13 protein-coding genes are annotated in these 19,812 nt (G+C 64.6%); 9 read left to right on the top strand and 4 right to left on the bottom strand.

All coding sequences use genetic code 11. The features are described 5' to 3' along the window. Positions 1-96: 96 nt before the first annotated feature. The 5 genes from ACF8SD_RS09100 to zapE all read left to right on the top strand — a co-directional run bounded on the left by ACF8SD_RS09100 (position 97) and on the right by zapE (position 4,940). The gene (locus ACF8SD_RS09100) at positions 97-1,176 is read left to right on the top strand and encodes an extracellular solute-binding protein (protein WP_173890170.1); all 1,080 of its coding nucleotides are present in this window, start codon (positions 97-99) and stop codon (positions 1,174-1,176) included. 24 nt (positions 1,177-1,200) lie between these two features. Further along, a complete protein-coding gene (speB, locus tag ACF8SD_RS09095) occupies positions 1,201-2,166 on the top strand; it encodes an agmatinase (protein ID WP_392484280.1) in 966 nt (321 codons plus the stop codon). A gap of 142 nt (positions 2,167-2,308) precedes the next feature. Beyond that, on the top strand, positions 2,309-2,626 hold the full coding sequence (locus ACF8SD_RS09090; RefSeq protein WP_173890166.1) for a hypothetical protein: 318 nt from the start codon (positions 2,309-2,311) through the stop codon (positions 2,624-2,626). Positions 2,627-2,648: 22 nt separating this feature from the next. Beyond that, positions 2,649-3,800 (top strand): PQQ-dependent sugar dehydrogenase, encoded by a 1,152-nt coding sequence (locus ACF8SD_RS09085; RefSeq protein WP_173890165.1) that lies wholly within the window; start codon positions 2,649-2,651, stop codon positions 3,798-3,800. Positions 3,801-3,833: 33 nt separating this feature from the next. Next, positions 3,834-4,940, top strand: a complete 1,107-nt coding sequence (zapE, locus tag ACF8SD_RS09080) for a cell division protein ZapE (RefSeq protein WP_392484279.1) — start codon at positions 3,834-3,836, stop codon at positions 4,938-4,940. 23 nt (positions 4,941-4,963) lie between these two features. Here zapE and ACF8SD_RS09075 read toward each other — a convergent pair whose 3' ends face one another. From ACF8SD_RS09075 to yegQ, 4 genes are all read right to left on the bottom strand, one after another. Beyond that, positions 4,964-5,962 carry an alpha/beta fold hydrolase gene (locus tag ACF8SD_RS09075; RefSeq protein ID WP_173890162.1) on the bottom strand — a complete coding sequence of 333 codons (999 nt, stop codon included), beginning with the start codon at positions 5,960-5,962 and terminating at the stop codon, positions 4,964-4,966. A 74-nt stretch (positions 5,963-6,036) separates the two neighbouring features. Next, on the bottom strand, positions 6,037-6,474 hold the full coding sequence (locus ACF8SD_RS09070) for a YqaA family protein (RefSeq protein ID WP_173890161.1): 438 nt from the start codon (positions 6,472-6,474) through the stop codon (positions 6,037-6,039). Continuing rightward, positions 6,474-6,902 (bottom strand): DUF411 domain-containing protein, encoded by a 429-nt coding sequence (locus ACF8SD_RS09065; protein WP_392484278.1) that lies wholly within the window; start codon positions 6,900-6,902, stop codon positions 6,474-6,476. The genes ACF8SD_RS09070 and ACF8SD_RS09065 overlap by 1 nt, the downstream gene beginning before the upstream one ends. A 45-nt stretch (positions 6,903-6,947) precedes the next feature. Then, positions 6,948-8,282 (bottom strand): tRNA 5-hydroxyuridine modification protein YegQ, encoded by a 1,335-nt coding sequence (gene yegQ / locus ACF8SD_RS09060; protein ID WP_392484277.1) that lies wholly within the window; start codon positions 8,280-8,282, stop codon positions 6,948-6,950. A gap of 135 nt (positions 8,283-8,417) precedes the next feature. On the opposite strand from yegQ, the gene ACF8SD_RS09055 reads away from it, so the two are divergent. From ACF8SD_RS09055 to ACF8SD_RS09040, 4 genes are all read left to right on the top strand, one after another. Beyond that, positions 8,418-9,482: an AI-2E family transporter gene (locus tag ACF8SD_RS09055; protein ID WP_173890155.1), complete on the top strand. Its 1,065-nt coding sequence runs from the start codon at positions 8,418-8,420 to the stop codon at positions 9,480-9,482. Between the two features lie 92 nt (positions 9,483-9,574). Further along, entirely contained in the window at positions 9,575-10,597 is a 1,023-nt protein-coding gene (locus ACF8SD_RS09050) for an AraC family transcriptional regulator (RefSeq protein WP_392484276.1), read from the top strand. A gap of 67 nt (positions 10,598-10,664) precedes the next feature. Further along, complete coding sequence (locus ACF8SD_RS09045; protein ID WP_392484275.1) at positions 10,665-15,164, top strand: NEL-type E3 ubiquitin ligase domain-containing protein; 4,500 nt, start codon at positions 10,665-10,667, stop codon at positions 15,162-15,164. Between the two features lie 99 nt (positions 15,165-15,263). Beyond that, on the top strand, positions 15,264-19,757 hold the full coding sequence (locus ACF8SD_RS09040) for an NEL-type E3 ubiquitin ligase domain-containing protein (RefSeq protein ID WP_173890149.1): 4,494 nt from the start codon (positions 15,264-15,266) through the stop codon (positions 19,755-19,757). Positions 19,758-19,812: the final 55 nt, after the last annotated feature.

Here is a 19,812-nt window from a genome sequence, read left to right as displayed (position 1 = left end):
GGTCCTGGTGAATGTCAGCTTTGCAAACTTGCCATTTCTTCAATGTAACCCGGCTGACATGCTCGCGGCATCCACCCATTTGCCGAGGTGTCTGTCATGCGTTCATCGTTGTGCCTGTTGTCGCTGGTACTGGCCTTGCCGCTGCAAGCCGAAGAGAAAGTCGTGAACCTTTACAGCTGGGCCGACTATGTCGCCCCGCAGACCCTCCAGCGCTTCGAGCAGGAGACCGGCTACAAGGTCCGCTACGACACCTTCGATACCACCGAGGTGCTGGAAACCAAACTGCTTACCGGGGGCAGCGGTTACGACGTTGTCGTGCCGTCCGCCACGGTGCTGGCGCGGGCGCTGAAGGCCAATGCCCTGCAGCCGTTGCAGGCCCAGGCCATGCCCGGCTACGCCAACCTCGACCGCGACCTGCTGGCCAAGCTCGCCGCGGCCGACCCCGGCAACCGTTACGCAGTGCCTTACACCTGGGGCACGCTGGGCCTGGGGGTGAACGTACAGGCGGTGCGCCAGCGCCTGGGCGAGGTACCGCTGGACAGCCTCGACCTGCTGTTCAAGCCTGAGTACGCCAGCCGCCTGAAAGACTGCGGGATCGCCATGCCCGACTCGCCGCAAGAGGTGATCGGCGTGGCCTTGCACTACCTGGGCAAGGACCCGTACAGCCAGAACAAGGACGACCTTGCAGCAGCTCAGAAGCTGCTGGGCCAATTGCAGCCGTCGATCAGCTACGTTGCCAATGGCCGGCAGATCAGCGACCTGGCCAACGGCAGCGTGTGCCTGGCGCTGACCTACAACGGCGATGCCGCCATGGCCGCCGACCAGGCCCGGCGTGCCGGCAAGCCGTTCGAGCTGATCTACCGCATCCCCCGCGAGGGCACGCTGGTGTGGCAAGACAACCTGGCCATCCCCAAGGATGCACCTCACCCGGAGGCGGCGCGGGCGTTCATCGCCTTCATGCTCAAGCCCGAGTCGGTGGCGGCGCTGACCAACACGCTGTTTTTCGCCAACGCCAACCAGGCCGCCACGCCGCTGGTGGATGAAGCCGTGCGCACCGACCCGGATATCTACCCGCCGGCCGAAGTCCGTCAGCGGCTGTTCGCCGACCGCAGCATGGCCCTGGCCGACCTGCGCCAGCGCAACCGCCTGTGGACTGCCTTTCGCAGCCGGCAATAATCCTGCAGACCGAGGAGCCCGACCGTGGAGCAAGCCTTGAACAACGACCAGGCCATTACCCGCGACAGCCTGTATGGCACTGCCGCCGAAAGTACCTATGCCGGCATCACCAGTTTTTCACGCCGCCGCTACAGCCGCGACCTGCGTGGGGTGGATGTGGTGGTCAGCGGCGTACCGTTCGATACCGCCACCAGCAACCGGCCCGGCGCACGCTTCGGCCCCAGGGCCATTCGTGCCGCCTCGGTGCAGCAGGCGTGGGCCCGCCACTGGCCGTGGGCGTTCGACCCCTTCGATCACCTGGCGGTGATCGACTATGGTGACTGCGCCTTCGACAGCGGCACGCCGCAGTCGGTACCCAATAGCATCGAAGCCCATGCCGAACACATTCTGCAAGCCGGCTGCGCGATGCTCACCCTGGGCGGCGACCATTTCATCAGCTACCCACTGTTGAAGGCCCATGCCCGCCACCATGGCCCGCTGGCGCTGGTGCATTTCGATGCGCACAGCGACACCTGGCCGGACGAGGAGGGCAAACGCATCGACCATGGCACCATGTTCTGGCATGCCGCCCGTGAAGGCCTGGTCGACCCCGCCCACTCGGTGCAGATCGGCCTGCGGACCACCAACGACGACAGCCAGGGCTTCGCCATCCTGGACGCCCGGCAGGTGCACCGGCAGGGCACCGAGGCGGTCATTGCGGCCATTCGCCAGCGCGTGGGCGAGCGCCCGGTGTACCTGACCTTCGATATCGACTGCCTGGACCCGGCCTATGCGCCTGGCACCGGCACGCCGGTGTGTGGTGGCTTGAGCACGGTGCAGGCACTGGAGATTCTCGGCGGGCTGCGTGGCATTAACCTGGTAGGCATGGACTTGGTGGAAGTGGCACCGGCTTACGACCATGCCGACATCACCGCCCTGGCCGGGGCAACCCTGGCGATGGAGATGCTGTGCCTGTATGCCGCCCGGCACAAGGTCGATACCGGCCAATGAGGGGGGGCGCCAGCGGCCTCCGCTGCGCCTGCTGAAACATCAGGATGCAACTCCACCTGCTTTCACACATCTGGCCGCGAACCCCTGGCGCCTCAGGCTATCAAAGCCAGCAGGCGCCGCGTTTTCGTACAGGAGGTGAAGCATGAGTCCGACATTGCCCACGCTGGCCCTTGGCCTGGCCTTGTGCCTGCCCGTGCAAGCGGCTTCGCAGCCGCCGTTGCAGCTCGCTGCCGACTACCGCAACCCGTACAACAGCCCGATTCAGCGCGCCAACCCCAATAGCCGCCAGGGCAGCCTGCCGGCCACCCCGCCGGTGCGCGGCCCGTCTACCGAGCCGCAACAGCGTGTGCCCACGCTGGACAACCGCGGCATCGGCAACGGCGACAACCTGCGTCGCCAGCAGCAAACCCCGAACCTGGAACCGTCCCGGCCAGCGCGCGACAACCCGCGTGCGCCATAAGCCCACTTGAAAGGAATTGTGCATGCTCCGAGCACCCTGGCTAGCCACCCTGACCGCCGCTGCGCTGCTGCCCCTGCTGGCCCAGGCCGCGTCCGAACAGCAGTTTCCCAGTGAAGAAGGCAGCCTGACCGTCAGCACCGTGGCCGATGGCCTGCGCAACCCATGGGCACTGGCGTTCCTGCCGGGTGGCAAGGACATGCTGGTCACCGAGCGTGCCGGCAACCTGCGCCTGGTCAACGCCGAGGGCAAGGTCGGGCCGCCCATCAATGGCGTGCCGAAAGTGTGGGCCGAGGGCCAGGGTGGCCTGCTGGATGTGGCGTTGTCGCCAGACTTCGCCAAAGACCGCACGGTCTACCTGTCCTTCGCCGAGGAGGGCAGTGACGGCAAGGCCGGCACGGCGGTCGGCCGAGGGCAATTGTCCGAAGACCGCGCCCGGCTGGAGAACTTCAACGTGATCTTCCGCCAGCAGCCCAAGTTGTCGGTGGGTAACCATTTCGGCTCGCGGCTTGTGTTCGACCGTGATGGCTACCTGTTCATCGCCCTGGGCGAGAACAACCAGCGCGCCACCGCGCAGGACCTGGACAAACTGCAGGGCAAGGTCGTGCGAATCTGGCCGGATGGCAAAGTGCCCAAGGACAACCCGTTTGTCGGCAGGGACAATGTGCGGCCGGAAATCTGGTCGTATGGCCACCGCAACCAGCAAGGCGCCGCGCTCAACCCCTGGACTGGCAGGCTGTGGACCCACGAACACGGCCCGCGCGGTGGTGATGAAATCAACATTCCCGAGGCCGGCAAGAACTACGGTTGGCCGGTCGCCACCCATGGCATCAATTATTCACTGTTGCCGATTCCCGAGGCCAAGGGCAAGCATGTCAAGGGTATGGTCGACCCGCACCATGTCTGGGAGAAGTCGCCGGGCATCAGCGGGATGGCGTTCTACGACAGCCCCACCTTCAAGGCGTGGGACCACAACCTGTTCATTGGTGCGCTGGCCACGCAGGAACTGATCCGCTTGCAATTGAAGGGTGACAAGGTGGTGCATGAAGAGCGCCTGCTTGGTGATCTGAAAGCGCGCATCCGCGATGTACGGGTGGGGCCGGATGGGTATTTGTACGTACTCACCGATGACAAGGATGGGGCGCTGCTCAAGGTCGGCCTGAGCAAGGAGCCCTGAACCTGACGCGGCCTTGGCCGTGTAGAATGCGGCATGGCCATGACCCCGCAATCCTTTTACCAGCAAGCCTTGGCTACCCAGGGCTATATCGCCGACCCTGCCCAGGCGCGGGCCGTTGACGCCTTGCAGGGCTGTTTTCAGGCCGTTGAACAGGGCCGCCCGGCCCAGGGTATCTACCTGTGGGGGCCGGTCGGCCGTGGCAAGACCTGGCTGATGGACCAGTTCCATCGCTGCCTGACCGTGCCCAGCCGACGCCAGCATTTCCACCATTTCATGGCTTGGGTGCACCAGCGCCTGTTCCAGCTCAATGGCACTGCCGACCCATTGCAAGCGCTGGCCAGGGAGCTCGCCGGCCAGATTCGGGTATTGTGCTTCGACGAACTCTTCGTCAGTGACATTGGCGATGCGATCATTCTTGGCCGGCTGTTCCAGGTGCTGTTCGACGGGGGGGTAGTGGTTGTCGCCACGTCCAATCAGCCACCCGAGCACCTGTACCGCGACGGTTTCAACCGCCAGCGCTTCCTGCCGGCTATCGCCGCAATCCAGCGGCACATGCAGGTGCTGCCGGTGGCTGGCGGCCAGGATCACCGCCTGCACCCCGGCGCAGCGCGGCAACGTTACTGGGTGGTGGAGGCGGGGCAGCCCAGCCGGCTGGGCGAGGTGTTCCGCCAGCTTGGCCCGGACGATAGCGGCACCGACCGGCCGTTGTTGATCGGCGCCCGGCAGATCCAGGTGGTGCGCCGCAATGATCACGCCATCTGGTGCCGTTTTGCCGACCTGTGCGAGCAACCCCTGGCAGCCGTGGACTTCATGGCTTTGTGCGACCGTTTTGCAGCCATTCTGGTATCGGCAGTGCCGGCACTGGGCGGTGAACAGCGGGCGGGGCGCATTGCCCGTGGCACCGAGGATGCGGCGCTGCGGGTAGCGGCGGGCGATCGCCAGCTGCCCGCCTTGTCGCCCAACGACGACGCGGTGCGCCGGTTCATTGCCCTGGTCGACGAATGTTATGACCGCCGGGTGGCGTTGTACCTGGAGGCGCACGTACCGCTCGATGCGCTCTACACCCAGGGGTACCTGGCGTTCCCTTATCAACGCACCCTGAGCCGGCTACGGGAGATGCAATTGCAGCGGTTTGGATGACGGGGGCCAGGCCCGACAGCCGCTCACCGCCCCAACCATTCGATCAGCGTGCGGTTGAACCTGACCGGCTCTTCGATCTGCGGCGCGTGCCCCATGCCTTCGAAGGTGATCAGCTCACCCTTGGGGATCAGCTTGGTCACCTGCGGCCCCAGTTCGGCATACTTGCCCAACCTGGCCTTGACCTCCGGCGGCGCGATATCACTGCCGATCGCCGTGCTGTCCTTGTCGCCGATCAACAGCAAGGTGGGCATCTGCAGGTCCTTGAACTCGTGGTACACCGGCTGGGTGAAGATCATGTCGTAGATCAGTGCCGAGTTCCACGCTACCGCTTCATGCCCGGGGCCCTGGTTGAGCCCCACCAGCATCTGCACCCAGCGCTCGTATTCCGGCTTCCAGCGGCCCGCGTAATACGTTTTGCGCTCATATTCGCGTACACCTTCGGCATTGAGCTTCAGCTCGCGGGCATACCACTGGTCCACGGTGCGGTAGGGCACGCCGAGCGCCTTCCAGTCCTCCAGGCCGATCGGGTTGACCATCGCCAGCCGCTCGACCTGTTGCGGATACATCAGCGCGTAACGGGTGGCGAGCATGCCCCCGGTGGAGTGGCCGAGCACGCTGGCACGCTTGATTCCCAGGCGCTCCAGCAGGGCATGGGTATTCTCTGCCAGCTGCTGGAAGCTGTACTGATAGTGCGCCGGTTTGCTGGACGTGCAGAAGCCGACCTGGTCGACGGCGATCACTCGGTAGCCGGCCTTGCTCAGCGCCTCGATGGTGGTTTCCCAAGTGGCGGCGCAGAAGTTCTTGCCGTGCATCAACACCACGCTGTGGCCGTTGGCCTGGCCTTGTGCAGGCACGTCCATGTAGCCCATCTGCAGGGCCTGGCCCTGGGACTTGAAGTCGAAATGCTGGAGCGGATGCGGGTAGCGGAAACCTTCGAGCTGGGGGCCGAAGGTGGGCGATTCGGCAGCGAAGGCCGAACCGCCGGCCAGGCACGCCAAGGCCAGAGCTGTTGCGCGCAACATGGGGGAACTCCCTGTAGAACCTTGTAGGAAAAAGCACTGTAACAGCCCCTGGACCAGGGGGCGGGTGAAAGGTGTTACCGAGCGTGAAACCAGCCCAGGGTGATCATGGTGAGCAGCGCATAGCGCCCTGCTTTGGCAACGCTCACCAGCAGCAGGAAACGCCAGAACGGTTCGCGCATGATCCCGGCGATCAGCGTCAAAGGGTCGCCAATCACCGGCATCCAGCTGAGCAGCAGCGACCATTGGCCCCAGCGCTGGTAGCGCTGCTGCGCACGTGCCAACTGCGCGGTGCTGAAGGGGAACCAGCGCTTGTCGCGCAGGTGCTCGATGGCCCGGCCTAACAGCCAGTTCACCACCGAACCAAGCACGTTGCCCAAGGTGGCGACCAGCAGCAGGGTGGCCCAGGCCTCGGGCTGGCCCAGCAACAGCCCGACCAGCACGGCTTCCGATTGCAGCGGCAGCAGGGTGGCGGCGCCAAAGGCACTGAAAAACAGCGCCCACAGGCCGAGCATCAGTAGTTGGCGACCACGGTGTCCTGGCCGCCCTGGGTTACCCCGATCACCTGGTAGGCATCCTTGTGGTCGCCCATTTCCATGCCCGGTGAGCCCATCGGCATGCCCGGCACGGCCAGGCCCTTGAGGTCGTTGCGCTGGCTCAACAGGCGTACCTGTTCGGCCGGCACGTGGCCTTCGACGAACTTGCCGTCGATCACCCCGGTATGGCACGAAGCCAGGCGTGGGGCCACGCCCAGGCGCTGCTTGACCGCGCTCATGTTCGGTTCGATATGGTCGTTGACGGTGAAACCGTTCTCGCGCAGGTGGCTGATCCAGGCTTTGCAGCAGCCGCAGTTGGGGTCGCGGTACACGTCGATGGTGTCGCCAGCCTGGGCCAGGCCGCTCATGGCCAGCAGGCCCAGGGTCAACAGATGTTTACGCAGCATGTCGCACCACTCCTTCAGAGCAAACCGCTCCATAGTACAGGATTCTCAGTGGGTGGCTTCTTCGGGGGTAAGGTCACGCATCAGCAACGCGTGGTCGAGGGCGACCTGCTCCGGAATCGGTAGGTAGACCACGTGACCATCGCCCGGCGCTACCTCGATGGCCTGCCGCTGCACATTGCACAGGCGCTGCAAGTCGAAATGGTAGTTGCCACGTGGGGTCATCAGCTCGAGGTGGTCGCCCACCCTGAAGCGGTTCTTCACCTTGACCTCGGCCAGGCCGTCGACGCGCACCCCGGTCAGCTCGCCAACGAACTGCTGGCGCTCGGACACCGAGTTGCCACGCTGGTAGTTCTGATACTCGTCGTGCACGTGGCGGCGCAGGAAACCTTCGGTGTAGCCCCGTTGTGCCAGCGATTCCAGGTTGTCCATCAGCGCGTGGTCGAAGGGGCGCCCGGCCACTGCGTCATCGATCGCCTGGCGGTACGCCTGCACGGCGCGGGCGCAGTAGAAATGCGACTTGGTGCGGCCCTCGATCTTCAGCGAATGCACGCCCATGCCGACCAGGCGTTCCACGTGTTGAATGGCGCGCAAGTCCTTGGCGTTCATGATGTAGGTACCGTGCTCATCTTCGAACGCCGGCATTTCGGTACCGGGCCGGTTGCTTTCCTGCAGCAGGAACACCTGGTCGGTAGGGGCGCCCAGGCCCAGGGTGGGCTGCACTTCGCGAACGATGTCGCCCACGGCGTTCTCGGTGGCGGGCGTGGCTTCGTACTTCCAGCGGCAGGCATTGGTGCAGGTGCCCTGGTTGGCATCACGCTTGTTGAGGTAGCCCGACAGCAGGCAGCGGCCGGAGTAGGCCATGCACAGGGCGCCATGCACGAACACTTCCAGCTCCATGCCCGGCACCTGTTGGCGGATTTCGCCGATTTCTTCCAGCGACAACTCGCGTGACAGGATCACCCGAGCAAGGCCCATGCCTTGCCAGAACTGCACGCTGGCCCAGTTTACCGTGTTGGCCTGTACCGACAGGTGCACCGGCATGTCCGGAAAGTGCTGGCGCACCAGCATGATCAGGCCGGGGTCGGACATGATCAGCGCGTCCGGCGCCATGGCGATCACCGGTGCCAGGTCCTTGAGGAATGTCTTCAGCTTGGCGTTGTGCGGGGCGATGTTGACCACGACGTAGAAGCGCTTGCCCAGCGCGTGGGCCTGGGCAATGCCCAGCGCCAGGTTGGCGTGGTCGAACTCGTTGTTGCGCACCCGCAAGCTGTAGCGCGGCTGGCCGGCATAGACCGCGTCGGCGCCATAGGCAAAGGCATAGCGCATGGTCTTGAGGGTGCCGGCAGGGGCCAGGAGTTCGGGCTTGCTGATCAGGGTCATGGTGCGCACCGGGGCAAAGGGCGCGGATGCTAAGGCACGCGGCCGGTGCAGGTTTTGATATATATCAACGGATGTAGCGGCACTTTTGGCCAAGCGGCGCGAACTAATATCGCACACGCCATTCGAGGACCTGCAATGAACGAAACTGCCCTACAGAACAAAGCCCTTGCGGTGCTCCTGGCGCTGGTGACCATTGCCTTCGTGTGGATCCTGCTGCCGTACTACGGCGCGATATTCTGGGCGGTTGTGCTGGCTATCCTGTTTGCCCCGCTGCAGCGCAACCTGGTGATGCGTTTTGGTCGCCGGCGCAACCTGGCAGCGATCACCACGACCATGATCTGCCTGCTGGTGGCGGTGCTGCCGGTGATCATCACCAGCCTGCTGCTGGTGCAGGAAGGCGCGACCCTGTACCAACGTATCGAAAGCGGGCAACTGGACATTGCCGGTTACGTCGAACGGGGCAAGGAGATGCTGCCGGCGTTCGCGCAAAACGGGCTGGACCACCTGGGCGTGGGCAACCTCGATGGTTTGCGCGACAAGATCACCAAGTGGGCGACCCAGGGCAGCCAGGTGCTGGCCAGCCAGGCCTTCAGCTTTGGCCAGGGTACGTTCGAGTTCCTGATCGGCTTCGGCATCATGATGTACCTGCTGTTCTTCTTCCTGCGTGAAGGCGCCGATGTGGCCCGCCGTGTGCGCCTGGCCGTGCCGCTGCCCGAGCACCAGAAACGCCGCTTGCAACTGAAGTTCAACCGCGTGGTTCGGGCCACGGTCAAGGGCAATGTGCTGGTGGCCGTGACCCAAGGTGCATTGGGGGGCTTCATTTTTTGGGTGCTGGATATTCCCAGTGCCCTGGTCTGGGGGGTGCTGATGGCGTTGCTGTCGCTGCTGCCGGCGGTTGGCGCGGGCATTGTCTGGGCACCCGTGGCCGTCTACTTCCTGCTGACCGGGGCGATATTGCCGGGCATTATCCTGACCGCGTTCGGGGTGCTGGTCATCGGCCTGGTGGATAACCTGCTCCGGCCGATTTTGGTAGGCAAGGACACGCGCATGCCGGACTACCTGATCCTGGTATCCACATTGGGTGGGTTGACGGTGTTCGGGCTCAACGGCTTCGTCATCGGGCCGTTGATTGCGGCGCTGTTCATGTCCAGCTGGTCGATCTTCGCCGAGGCCAAGCCACAGGTGCAATTGCCGCAGTGACGGCCTGCCATGGCAGTTGCGCGGTGTGCCCAAGGGCTGGTGTTTTCGCGCCAGCGGCCTAAGATGGCCGGTGAATGGGCCCGGAACAACCGATGAGCACGAAAGACACGATTTCCATGCAACTGGTGCGTGAGGCGTTGATGCAGACCTGCCCAACGAGCGAAGCCAATGCCGCCCTGCTGGCGCGTGCCGGCATCGATGCCAGTTGCCTTGAGCTGCCCGAGGCGCGCGTTGCCGCGCAATCCTATGCGCGCCTGTGGCGCTTGCTGGCCCGGCGCTGCAATGACGAGTTCTTTGCCATGGACCCTCGCGGGCTGCGCACGGGTAGCCTGGCGTTCATGTGCCGTGCGAGCATGGCTCAGCCAACCCTGGGGCAGGGCTTGGAAACGGCCCTGGGCTTTCTGGCACTGATGCTCGAAGACCTGCAGCCGTGCCTGGTGCGCCAACCGGGTCTGGCCGAGATCGTTATCAACGAACCGCGCGCGGAGCCGCGCCGTGCCTTCACCTACTTCACCTTCTGGATGATCGTGCATGGCGTGGCCTGCTGGCTGGCCGGGCGGCGCATCCCCATCCTGGCGATCGACCTGCGCTGCGCCGAGCCACCATTCTGTGATGATTACCGGGTGATGTTTTCCGAAAGCCTGCAGTTCGGGCGCCCGCGTACGCGCATGATCATCCCCGCCGATTGCCTTGGCCTGGCGGTGCGGCGCAGCGAGCAGGAATTGCAGCGTTTTCTTGCCGAAGCGCCCGCCAACATCCTGGTGCGTTACCGCGACCCGTCCAGCCTGGCGCGGCGCATTCGTACCGATCTGCTGCGCCAGGCACCTGCACAATGGCCAGCGCTGGAGCACCTGGCGCAAACGCTGTGCCTGTCTGCTTCTACGCTGCGCAGGCGCCTGGCCGAAGAGGGGCAGACCTACCAGGGGCTCAAGGACAGTGTGCGGCGCGAGCTAGCCACCACTTGGCTGGTTGGCGCCGAGCCAGCCATGAGCGAGATCGCCGAACGGCTGGGTTTTGCCGATGCCAGTTCGTTCTACAAGGCTTTTCGCAAGTGGTTCGGCTGCAACCCGGGCCAATACCGCGCGGTGATCCAGGCGCGCCACGCTGGCAACTGATTCCGTCTGCTGCACACAGTGCCAATGCTTCAGCGTCGGGGGTTTCCAGCCAAAGGAGTGCCCCTTCATGCCACAGGTGCCACTGCACCCCAAGCTCGAACGCGCGACGGATGATTTCATCAGCCAGATTCTGCCTGATTGGTTGAGGCGGGCCAGCGCCTCACAAATCATGGCGCTGCGCGATGCCTATAGCGCCTACCTCGCAAGCCAGGCTGAAATGTCGGCTGTACTCCGCCAGTTGGAGCCGATCGATGCCTTTGCCCGCCGCTTGCTGACCCAGGGCCTTTACCGGGAAGGCGGCACGCTGCTGGATCTCGACCGCTTGGAATGGCGCGAGCAGCGGCGCAGGTTCAAGGTCGAGCCAGGAAAATTGCCCACGGATGAGTCTTACTTCGTGAGGGTGCCGGCGTTGCAGAGGTTGATGCAAAACTTTGCCAGCGGCGACTCCTTTTATCTGGAGACGGCACTGGTATACCCCGCAAACCCCGCTTCCGATGTGCCGGAACAGGTGGCCTTCGATGATGCGGCACGACTTGTCCAGGCCTGCCGCAGTACCGATGTGGGCGCACGTTATCAGGAACACCTGGCCCGGCTGTTCACCCCTGCCTTTGAGCGAACACTGGCCACCAGCCTGCGCCGAACCCTGGCCTTGCAACTGGAGATAGCCGCCACCCGCGGGCTTCTGCCGGCAGAGGAAGTACAGATAGTGCGCGATATCGTGGCGGGCCGCAAAACTGCCCTTTCGAGGGGACGTACTGTGCGCTGTGGCCCATTGCAGGTGCTCGGCTGCACGGTGCATGGGGCACTGGTGGTGGAGGTTGGCAACGACAACCAGGGATATGCTGGCAGCGTCATGTTGGTGCTGTCGGACGATGCCCCCGCTGCCCTCCGGCATCTGGTCACCTGGCGTGCGATCAACTTCGAGCTGGTCGAGATGTTCAAACATCCCGCGCGGTCTGCGGCGCTGGTGGAACGTATTGCTTTGCACGAGCGGGCCGGGTTCGTGGCTACGCTGGCCAAGCGGCTGGCCGATGAAGATCCTGACCTGGAACCGACGTTCGCCAACCTGCCGCAGGGGCAGTTCGAGGGCTTGGCGTTACAGCAGTTGCAGCGGATCCGCGAGGATGCGCGGTTCCTGGCCGTACCCACCGCTGATGCCGATTCCAGCCAGACGCTGGCACGTGAGCAAGCGTTGGCGTCGGCAGGGTTGGCACTGCTGAACCTGGCGGGGTTGTTCGTGCCGACGGTTGGCGCATTGTTGCTTGCGGACATGGTCGTGCAGACCTTGGCGGAGGTTTACGAAGGGGTCAGGCACTGGAGCCTGGGCCATCAGCATGAGGCCATCGAGCATTTGCTGGGGGTGGCGGAGAACCTGGCGGTAACGGCCGCGGTTGCCGGCGGTGCCACGGTGGTGGCGCGTGGCTTCGTGCGCAGTACTTTTGTCGATGGCCTGGAGCCCGTCACCAACGATGCAGGGCAGCAACGGCTTTGGTCGAACGACCTGACGCGTTACCAGAGCGGGCGGCCGAGCGGAACGCTGCGCGAACTGGACAATGGCCTGCGGACCGATGGGGTTGGGCACTGGTGGTACCACGACGGTAGCTACTGGCGGGTACGGGCGCAGGGTGAGCATGGCCCTTGGCGCTTGCAGGACGTCACCGATGACAAGGCCTTCGGCCCTTCCCTGGAGTGGAACGCTGAAGCGTCATGGCAACTGGCCGGCGAACGGCCGCTGGAATGGCAAGGCGCCCAGATGCTGCTGCAGCGTCTGTGGCCTGCATCATCATCGTTGGGCCCGGCGCGCGTTGCGCAGGTGCTCAGGGTTGCCGACGTTTCAGAGGAACATTTGCGCGGCTTGCTGGTGGAGATGCGACCGTTGCCGGTCGCGTTACGTGACACGTTGGAGCGCTTTGCTGCAGGTGAAAGAATCGAGCGTTTCTTTGCCCAGGTCGGCAGTGCGGACGGTCAGCTGTGGCAATGGTGCCTGGACGCCCTTGGCCTGCAAGCGCTGCCGCGGGATGAGCAGGTGGCACAGGTTACCCGGCATGCGGCCAGCCTGCGCCCCCAGCTGCTGGACTACCTGGGCGGCCGCTATCTGGTGACAGACGCCCAGGCCTGGCTCATACGGCGGGATTTTCCGGGCTTGCCAGACGCCTACGTGTTGGAGGTTCTGCGGCATGTCTCGACCGAACAGCGGGTCATCCTGCGCACCCAGGCGCGCCTGCCGTTGGCGGTGGCGCAGGAGGCCCGCGAGCTGTTGCAGGTGGCCAGGCTGACGCGCATGTGTGAAGGGCTGTATCTGGCTGGCAGCCACCACCCCGGCCTGGACGAGTTGGTGTTCTGCCTGTTGCGCGAGCATGCCAAGTGGCCGGCAACAGCGCAGGTGGAGCTGCGTGAGGGGTCGCTTGCGGGGCGTCGGCTGGCGCAGCTGCCTGGGCCGGAACAAACCGCCGCCAACGTGGTGATGGTCCGGCAGGAGGGCCACTACCGCCTGTATGACGTGGCCGGTACCGAGCTACAGGCCAGCGCGCAGCGGCCGCTTGAATTCTACGAAGCGCTGCTGGCGTGCCTGCCCACGGCAGACAGGCAACGCCTGGGTTGGCAGGGCGACCAGGCGCGCAGTGCACTGCGCCTGGCCCTGCAACGCTGGCTACCGCAGGGGCGTGGTGCGCTGTTGAAATTACTGGGTGCCAGTGACGTCGGCATGCCGCCAAACCCTGTTCGGCGCCTGCCCGATGGCCGGGTTGGCTACGTGCTCAGCGGCAGGGGCGCAGCGGGTAACTTCAGCCAGCGCGTGTTGCGTGCCCGCATTCGAAGCCTCTATCCAGGTTTCAATGAAGAAGAAGTGGAGACCTTTCTGGAGCTGCTGCTGGAGCGGCCAGGTTCGGCGTTCTGCAATCTGTTGCGGCAGGAACAGCAGTACCGCAGGTTCAGCGACGCGTTGGCACGTTGGGTGGAGGGTACCCGCAACAGTGCCAGCCAGGCGGCGCGCCTCTCTGTTGCCGGCGAACTGCGACGCAGCTGGCGCCTGATCGGCGAGCGGATCGTCGACCAGCACGGGACGTTCCATGGCATGCGCCTGAACCTGACGGGCATACCCTTGCGCAGCCTACCGGAGCTGCCGCCCGGCACCGACTTCAACCATATCGCTGAACTGATACTCAGCAACCTGGCGGTGGAACATGTGCCGGCCAGCTTTTTACGCTGTTTTGCTCAGCTGCGCTGGTTGAACCTGAGTGGCAATCGCCTGAGCGAGGTGCCCGCCGACCTCGGGCATTTGTCGCACTTGACCAACCTCAGCCTGGCTGGCAACCACATCCGCATGACCGCGGCGGGTGTTGCAACCCTTGGCAGCCTGACACGCCTGCGTATGCTCGATCTGAATCACAACCCTTTGGGCGCCATTACACTGCAGTTGGACACGTTGGGCCGCCTGCGCGAACTGCACATGCGCGGTGCCAACTTGCTGACGGTGCCTGCACAGTTGCACCGTTGTCGGTTGCTGGAGCTCGCGGATTTGCGCGACAACCATATCGGTGCTCTGCCAGAACCGCTGCTGCAAGCGCCTGAGGCCTTGCGGCTGGCGGTGCAGTTATCTGGCAATCCGTTGTCCTTGGCCGTCAGGCGGCGCATGCTTGCCCTGGGCGCAGCCGAGGCTGCGGTGGATGCACCTTTGCTGGCCATCGCCAGCGCACGCGAACGCTGGCTGGCGTTGGTCGCGGCACCGCAGCGTGGTTTGAGTGAAGCCCGATGGGATGGCGTACAGCGTGAGGAGGGCAGCAGCGCGTTCTTCCGGTTGCTGGCGGAGCTGACCGAGACGCGTGATTACCAGGTCATTCCCGAGGATCTGGGGCGGCGTGTGTGGCGCATGCTGGAGGCGATGCAGAACGACACGGTATTGCGCGAAGAACTGTTCAACCTGGCTGCCGACCCGCGGACCTGCGCCGACAGCGTCGCGAGCTGTTTCAGTGCCTTGGAAGTGCGATTGTATCTGCGCCAGTCATTGCAACAGGCTGAACCCGTGGCCGCACGGCTCACCCGCTTGCGTGTGGCCAGGCAGTTGTTTCGTCTGGAACAGGTGGAGCGCCTGGCCCGAGAGGATGTGAAGGCGCGCTTGGCGCAAGGGCAGCATGTGGATGAAGTCGAGGTCAGCCTGGCGTATCGCACCGGCCTGGCTGAAGAGCTGGACCTGCCAGGGCAGCCGAGAACGATGCAGTTCGAGACCATCGCCGCGGTCAGCCGGCAGCAACTGGCTGCAGCGGCTGCAACGGTGCGTGAAGCGGAGGCTACCGAGCAGTTGCCCCGCTTCATCGCGCAACGTGATTTCTGGCAGGAGTACCTGCGGCGCGAACAACCTGCAGCGTTCAACGCCGTGGAAGCGCCTTTCTGGGGCCGCATGGAGGGGCTGAGTGCGGAGGCGGCCAATGAAGGCGCCTACCTGCGCGATTTCGATACGCTGGCGCAAGAGCGCAAGGCGGCGATCGAGGCGTTGCTGTTGCGTTTGACCCGCGAGGCGATGGACCTGTCCACGGGGTCGGGCAGCAGGACTGAGCGCGCTTCAGGATGACTGCCGGGCATTGGCGGCTGGCGATCGTTTCCTGCTGCCACCGCCGCTGGGGGAGGCGGCACAGTCGGGGATCATGATCCCCGTCAAGGAACACTGACCATGCCCTCGCAACCTGCAAAACCTTGGCTCCAAAACCCGGTAGAGCGCTTCATTGCCAACCGCTTGCCTGACTGGCTAAGCAAGGCCAGCCCTGCGGGCCTTGCTGCGCTGCAGTCTGCACTGGATGCGCACCTTGCCAGCCAGCGCACACTCAGCAGCGCTACCGCACACCTGCAGCCATTGATGGCGTTTGCCGAGGCGCGTCTGAACGGCGCCCTGGGCCTTGCTGTACCGCTTGATCGGCTGACCTGGCGTGAGGAGCGCCGGCGCCTGCGCGTGGACCTTGGCGGCATCCGTCAGTTCGAATCGTACTTCGTCAGGGTGCCTGCGCTGGAAAAGCTGTTGCAGAACTTCAAGGCCAGGGAGTCGTTCTTCGAGCAGACCGCACTGGTACGGCCGCCTGTCGCGCCTGAACGTGACGAACAGGTCCTGGCTGCGAATATCGACGCGGTCGTGGCCGCTTGCCGAGAAGCCGATGTCGGCAAGGCGTACCAGGTGCATCTGGCGGCGGTCATGAACGCTGCCTTCGAACGCGACCTGGCCGTGGACAAGCGCCTTGAACTGGCGCTCGCCACAGAGATTGCCACCCTCAAGGGGCAGCTCAAGATCAATGAGGCACGGATGCTGCGCCAACTGGGTCGTGGCGCTACCCCTACGCATCCTGCTAGTCATTTTGTACGGGTGGGTGGTCTGCAGGTGCTGGGTTGCCGGGTGGACGGCGCCCTGGCCATCGAGTTGCAGGATTCGTGGTCACCTGGGGTCGGTGGGGTGGGTAGGTTACTGCTGCTAAAAGGGGTGCTGTTGTACCTGCCGGATGATCAGGCTCGGCCACTGCAGTATTACCCTGACTGGCCCAGCGCCAACCGGGCTTTGGTCGCGGCAATGGCCGCTCCCCAGTACCGCGGCGCGTTTGCGCGGCGAATTGCGCTCAGCGAGCGTGCTGGCTACCAGGCGTTGCTCGCCACACGCCTGCAAGATGATGAACCTGATCTGCAACCGCGCGGGCTCGCGACGGCAGCGCCGATTTTCGAGCAAATGGCCGCCTGGCATATTCAGCGACTCAAGGCGGATGCCCGATACCTGGCGGTACCTACCGAGCAAGCCGATAGCAATGCGGCTGCTGAGCGATTGCGGGCCCTGGAGGGCGTCGGCGAGGTGTTGCTGAACCTGGCCGGGTTGTTCGTGCCGGTGGTTGGCACGCTGTTGATGGCCGACATGGCAAGGCAGCTGCTGGGGCAGGTGTTCGAAGGTTTCTGTGACTGGAGCCAGGGCCATCAGCACGAAGCCTTGCAGCACGTGATGCAGGTTGCCACCTCGCTGGCGGTCAACGGCGCTGTGCTTGGCGGGGCCTATGCCTTGCACAGCGCCTTTGTCGGGCAACTGCACCCGGTGACCAACGAGGCGGGCCAGGCACGCTTGTGGCACGATGATCTGGCCCCTTACCGCCAGGCGCTGCCAGCAGCGCCATTGACCACGCTGGAGAACGGTCTGTTGACCGATGGCAGCGGCCATTGGTGGCGTTGCGATGAGGCATTGTACAGCGTGCGCGAGGATCGCAACGGTACCTGGCGGTTGTTGCACCGAGAGGGTCCCGATGTTTACGGACCAGCCCTGCGAACCAATGGCGAGCGCGCCTGGCGCCTGGTGACCGAGCGGCCATTGGAATGGCAGGGCACGGCACGTTTGTTGGCGCGGTTATGGCCGGCCGCGCAATCGCTTGCCCCAGAGCGGTTGGCGCAAATATTGAAAGTAACGGAGGTGGACGAGGCTTTTCTGCGCGGTTTGCTGGTCGAGGAGCGGCCGCTTCCGGTTCAGCTGCGCGACACCCTCGAGCGCTTTGCGGTGGATGCCAGGATCGCGACGTTTTTCCAGCAGCTCGATACCGCCGTGAGCGATACCGAGCTGTTGCAGTGGTGCGTGCATGAGCTGGATATCGAGGCGGATACGCTGCCAGCCCAGCTCGCGCTGATTGAGCTGCATGCGCAGCGCCTGCGCGAACGGATGTTCGAGTACTTCTCGTGTTGCTACCTCGGTGAAGATGCTCTGCAAAGCCTGCTGGTGCGGGACTATCCCGGCTTGCCGCACGCCTATGCGCTGGACGTGCTGAGCCACGCCAGCGATGCCATGCGGGCGCAGATGGAAAGCACAGGCCGGGTACCCCTTGGCCTGGCGCAACGGGCCCGTGCCTCGTTGCAGCAGGCCCGGCTGACCAGGGCGCGCGAATCGTTCTACCTGCGCAGCAGCTGCCACCCCGATGCGGTGGCACTGGCTTTTGCCCTGCTGCGTCGGCAAGGGTTTGCGCAAAGCATGCTGAACCTCGAGTTGCGGGACGGTTCAGTGTTCGGGCCGTTACAGGAGCGGTTGCTGCCCCAAGCGGGTGGCCAGCGAACGCTGGTGATGGTCTGGCGCGAAGGGGCCTTTACCCTGTATGACCAGCAGGGCCTGCCTGCCGACCTGCAGGTGGCAGAACCCGCCGGGCTGTTCGAGGTACTGGCGACGTGCATGCCGAGCGCGTCTCGCCAGCGCCTGGGCAATACGGGTGGGTCTGCTGCCGAAAGCTTGCGCCTGGCCCTGCAAGGCGCGATACCCGCGCGTTGCTCGGAGCTGATGAAGCTGCTTGGGTGGCGTGAGGCTCGAGCACTGGGCGCCTCGATGCGACGGTTACCTGACGGTCGCCTGGGTTACCTGCTCGGTGGTGGCGTCAGCAGGCTACCATCGGCCTCGTCGATCGAGCAGATGTTGCGCAACCGCCTGCGTGGCCTTTATCCGTCGTTGAGCGATGACGATGTCGATCGCTACCTGGGGATCATGGCGGAAATCGACGGCTCGGCCTTCGACAGCCTGTTGCGGCAGGAGCAGGAATTCCGGCGCCTCGACGAAGCGCTGCAGCGCTGGATGTTGCGCGTGATGGGCCCGGCCCGGCATGCGCGCCGCCGGTTGGCCTCTGCCCTGCTCCGCGCCTGGCGACTGGAAGGTGAACGGGTGTTCGATGCGCAAAACAACCCGGTCGGCCTAAGGCTGCGTGTGACTGACATGGCTGTGGAGGCGTTGCCGACGTTGCCGCAGGGGACCAGCTTTGGCCATGTAGCGGAACTGACATTGACAGGTTTGCACGTTCCAGCGCTGCCCACGGGTTTTTTGGGCTGCTTCCGGCACCTGCGCACGCTAGACCTGAGCGACAATGCCTTGCGTGAGCTACCCGAGGGCATCGAGGAGATGCCGGAGCTGAATCAGCTGATACTGCGCAACAACCGCATCCGCCCCAGTGCCGGGCAAGTGGCTGTGTTGTTGCGCTGCGTCAATTTGCGCCGGCTGGACCTGAACGACAACCCGCTGGGCGCTCTGCAGCTGGATGTATCGGGGCTGCACCGGCTGCAGCGGCTGCGCTTGCGGCGTACCGGGCTGACGAGCATGCCTTCAGGCCTGCAATGGTGTGCGCGCCTGGAGTATGCCGATCTGCGCGACAACCAGATTGCCGAGCTGCCCCAGGCATTGCTCGACGCCCCGGTCGCGGTGAGGCAAGTCGTGGACCTGGAAGGCAACGCGCTGCCCACTGCGTTGCGCGAGCAACTGTATGCACCTGAAATCGTGCCCGTCCCGCTCATGCTTGGCGAAGGTGCAGAAGCGCAGGCCATGCACGCATGGCTGGGCACGCGCGCAGAGGCTGACCAGGCCCGCGGCCGCGAGCAGTGGCAGGCCTTGCGCAGCGAACCGAGCAGTGATGCATTCTTCGAACTGTTGGTGGGGATGACCCAAAGTGCCGAGTTTCGCCTTGCGCCTGAACAATTGGGCGCCAGGGTGTGGACCCTGGTCGAGGCGCTGTCGTGGGACCGCGACCTGCGCGAAGCCTTGTTCGCGCTGGCCGACGAACCACGTGCCTGCGCCGACAATCTCGCCAATTGCTTCAGCAACCTGGAGGTCCGGTACCAGGTACTCCACGCCACCCAGGGCGGTGAGCCTGTGGCTACCGGTGATGCGCGGCTGTTGCTGGCACGGCGCCTGTACCGCCTTGACACCGTACTGGCACTGGCCAGGGCGGACATCGACAGCCGCTACGCGGATGGCCGTTGGCAGCGCGGCGATCATGCCGAAGAGGAAGTCGAGGTCAGCCTGGCCTACCGAACAGGACTGGCTGAACGCTTGAACCTGATCGGCCAGCCACGCTACATGCTGTTCGGTGCGTTGGCCGAGGTCTCTGAAGCCGACCTCGAGCGTGCCTGCGATGCAGTGCTGGCCGGGGAGGCGAGTGAAGACATCACGCGCTACATCAGCCAGCGGGACTTCTGGATTGACGTGTTGCGCGCCGAACACCCACAGGACTTCGCCCTGATCCAGCAGCAATTCGAGCAGGCCATGGAGGCGCTGGAAGAGCGTATGCAGCAGTTGGGCAGTGGTGCCTACGACGCCCAGGCCCGAACGCTGATGCGCGACCGCCAGGAGGCACTGGAAGCCTTGGCCCTGCGCTTGACCCGGGAACGTCTGAACAGGGCTTGACCCGTCGCAGGGTAGCGCACGAGCGCATTGCACGGCCTGCGCACGGCCAAACCGG

Origin of the sequence: Pseudomonas sp. CJQ_9 (genome assembly GCF_043106615.1) — a bacterium.
GTDB lineage: Bacteria > Pseudomonadota > Gammaproteobacteria > Pseudomonadales > Pseudomonadaceae > Aquipseudomonas > Aquipseudomonas juntendi.
The sequence above is the reverse complement of the archived record's forward strand: the minus strand, read 5'-3'. Positions and strand labels throughout refer to the sequence as shown.